The organism is Fretibacterium sp., assembly GCF_057312375.1.
On the sequence record NZ_DBHLDX010000109.1, the window covers coordinates 1 to 3260 of the forward strand.

General features: G+C 63.8%; 4 protein-coding genes. All 4 read right to left on the reverse strand.

From position 1 onward, the window contains the following. Window positions 1-638: ABC transporter ATP-binding protein (locus ACO41U_RS10150; RefSeq protein ID WP_485943690.1), on the reverse strand; the 638-nt coding region annotated here is incomplete at its 3' end. Further along, complete coding sequence (locus tag ACO41U_RS10155) at window positions 638-1420, reverse strand: ABC transporter ATP-binding protein (RefSeq protein ID WP_485943692.1); 783 nt, start codon at window positions 1418-1420, stop codon at window positions 638-640. The genes ACO41U_RS10155 and ACO41U_RS10150, both read right to left, overlap by 1 nt. Beyond that, on the reverse strand, window positions 1417-2427 hold the full coding sequence (locus ACO41U_RS10160; RefSeq protein ID WP_485943694.1) for a branched-chain amino acid ABC transporter permease: 1011 nt from the start codon (window positions 2425-2427) through the stop codon (window positions 1417-1419). The genes ACO41U_RS10155 and ACO41U_RS10160 overlap by 4 nt, the downstream gene beginning before the upstream one ends. A gap of 13 nt (window positions 2428-2440) precedes the next feature. Beyond that, a partial coding sequence (locus tag ACO41U_RS10165) for a branched-chain amino acid ABC transporter permease (RefSeq protein ID WP_485943696.1) occupies window positions 2441-3260 on the reverse strand: 820 nt, incomplete at its 5' end.

Sequence of the window (3260 nt, forward strand, 5' to 3'; positions counted from 1 at the left end):
ACCCTGCCCGTCACCATCACGTAGGCGCGATGGGAGATCTTCAGGGCCATCCGGGAGTTCTGCTCCACCAGGATGATGCCAACCTCGTCCTCCCGGTTGATCTGGACGATGGCCCGGGCTATCTCCTGTACGAAGATCGGCGCCACGCCGAGCGACGGCTCGTCCAGCAGCAGGAGCTTGGGACGTGCCATCAACCCGCGGCCTATGACGAGCATCTGTTGTTCGCCCCCGCTCATCGTCCCGGCGGTCTGTCCGATACGTTCCTTCAAGCGGGGGAACCGGGTGAACACCCGTTCCAGCGACTCCTCGACCTCCGCACGCCGACGGTTCAGAAACGCCCCCATCAGCAGGTTGTCCTTCACCGTCATGAGCGGGAACACGTGCCGCCCTTCCGGGACCATCGTGATTCCCCGCTTGACGATCTCCTCCACCGCAAGGTGATCGATCCGCTCCCCCTCGAAGACGATCTCCCCGGCATCCGGGCGGCGGAGCCCTGTGATCGCACGGAGCACCGAGGTTTTACCCGCGCCGTTGGCCCCGATCAACGTCACGATCTCCCCGCGGTTCAGCGAGATGGAGACACCGCGGAGCGCCCGGACGCAATCGTAGGTGATGTTCATGTTCTTCGCCTCGAGCATCAGAACCCCACCTCCTCGTCCTCGCGCCCGAGATAGGCCTCGATGACGGCCTCGTCCGCCTGGATAGCGGCGGGCACGCCCTCCGCTATCTTCTTTCCGAAGTTCAGCACCACGATTCGGTCGCTGATGCTCATGACGGCGGGCATGTCGTGCTCCACCAGCAGGATCGTTACGCCGCGGTCCCGGATGCCGCGAACCATCCGCATGGCGTGCTGCGTCTCGTCGGAGTTCATGCCGGCGAAGGGCTCATCCAGCAAGAGCAGTTTCGGCCGCGCCGCCATCCCGATGGCGATGCCCAGTGCGCGGAGGTAGCCGTGCGGCAGCGTGGAGGCCTGCATCTCCTTCACATCCCCCAATCCCAGGTAGTCCAGGATCTCCGCGGCACTCTCCCGAAACCGGGCCTCGTCCCGCCGCGCCGCGGGGGTCCCGAAAAAAAAGCCGGTCAGCGACGCCGTGCTCTGGAGATGGTGCGCGACAACCACGTTGTCGATCGCCGTCATGTTCCGGAAGATCGTCGTCTCCTGGAAGGTGCGGACGATCCCCTTGCGAGCGACGTGGTGGGGCGACATCGAGGTGATGTCCTCGCCCCGATAGACGACCTTTCCGGACGAAGCGTGGAGGAAGGACGATATCAGCTTGAAGAGCGTGCTCTTCCCCGCGCCGTTGGGGCCGATAAGGCTCAGGATCTCCCCTTCCTCCACGGAGAAGGAGACGTCGTTCACGGCCGCCAGGCCGCCGAATCGTTTGGTCAGGTTCTTGACCTCCAGCAGGGGCATGGTCATCGTCCCTCCTCCCCCTCGTCCTGGGGATCGGGCGCGCAGAGGAAGCGCCTGCGTCCCCAGGGCAGTTTGAGGCTCAGCAGTCCGTTGGGCAGCCAGAGCATCATGCCGATCATGATCAAGGAGTAGATGAGGGGCTGATACTGGTTGAGTCCCTGGAGCATCTCGAAGCTGATGAAGAGGACGAACGTGCCGACGAGCGCACCCCAGACGCTCTCCAGCCCTCCCAGAAAACAGTAGAGCAGAAAATAGGTGGAGTCCTGGACCGTAAAGGATGCAGGATAAACGGACTGGTGCATCGTCACGAAGAACGCCCCGCCGGCCCCCGCGAACGCGGCGCAGATGGCCAGCGCGATCACGCGCAGCCTGGGGACGTCGACACCGAAGGAGGACGCCAGGTCCTCGTTCTGCTGGAGCGAACGGAACAGCCAGCCCAGGCGGCTGTTGACGATCCGGTAGAGCACGGCGAACCCGATGATGAGGAAACAGGCGCCGAGGTAGTAGAACGCCAGGTGCTTGTCGACGGCCGAGAAGTCGGGGATCAGGGTCAGCCCGCCGACGCTCAGAGCTCCGGGCAGGGGCAGGTTCAGAATCCCCTTGGCCCCATTGGTGATCGACGGAAAGCTCTGGGCCGCCAGGCGCGCCGTCTCCGTCAGGCTCAGGGTGATCATCGAGAAATAGACGCCCTTGAGGCGCAGCAGGGGCATCCCGATCAGCACGCTGAGCAGCACGGTCACGAGGATGGCCCCCACGAGCGACGTCCAGAAGGAGCAGCCCAGCCGGGAGACGAGGATCGCGGAGGTATAGCCCCCCACCAGGGCGAAGGCCCCCTGCCCGATGTTGATGCGGCCGATATAGAAGATCAGCCACACCCCCGCACTGATCACGCTCAGGACGGACGCGGTGGTGAGGACTCTCAGAAAATAGGGCCTGTCCCGAAACACAAGGGGAATGGCCACGAGATAAATCAGCAGGAATACCGCTAAAAGCGCGATTTTCTTCATTTTCATGAGACCGCCCTCCTCAGCTTACGGCCTTGCCCATCAAGCCGTTGGGGCGCACGGCAAGGAAGACGATCAGGGCCACGAAGATGATCAGGTACGTCTCTCCGCCGGGGAAGAAATAATAGCCCCAGGACTCGAGCATGCCCAGGGCCAGTCCGCCCAGGATGGCGCCGGAGATGGCGCCGGCCCCGCCGATCATGACCATGATGAAGGTCTTGACGGAGATCCATTGGCCCAGTCCCGCGTTGACGCCCGAGATGGGCACCAGCATCGCCCCCGCCAGGCCGGCCAGCATCGCCGCCAGGGCCCAGCCGAGTATGGCGTAGCGTCCCACGTTGACGCCCATGAGCCGCGCGGTCTCCGCATCCTGGGCCATGGCCCTCAGGGCCCGGCCCGGTCGGGTGTAGCGCATGAAAATGATGAACGCCGCGATAAACAGACAGGAGAGTCCGATCACCAGAAGCCTGCCCTTGGGGATGAAGACCCCTCCGACGTTGAAGACCCCGCTCACGACGGCCGGAACCCCCCGGTGCTTTTCCCCGAAGAAGATGAGCACGAGGCTCTCCACCATCATGGCCGTCCCGGCGGAGAGGAGCATCGTGCTCTCCTCCCGAACGCTGCGCCTCAATACCGGCCGGAAGAAGAGGAGCTCGAAGAGACAGCCGACGACGGCCAGCGTCAGAGCGGACGCCAGGAGCGCGACGACGAACGGCAGCTTCATGCCTCCGTAGACGTAGTAGGTGACGAATCCGCCCAGGACGTAAAGTTGGCCGTGGGCAAAGTTCAAAACGTTCATCAGGGCGAAGATCAGCGTCAGTCCCAAGGCTATGAGCGCGTAC

What these genes read in the sequence shown, in the direction of transcription:
- ACO41U_RS10155 (WP_485943692.1), bottom strand. Translation starts at nt 1,420, where the DNA reads ATGACCATGCCCCTGCTGGAGGTCAAGAACCTGACCAAACGATTCGGC.
- ACO41U_RS10160 (WP_485943694.1), bottom strand. Translation starts at nt 2,427, where the DNA reads ATGAAAATGAAGAAAATCGCGCTTTTAGCGGTATTCCTGCTGATTTAT.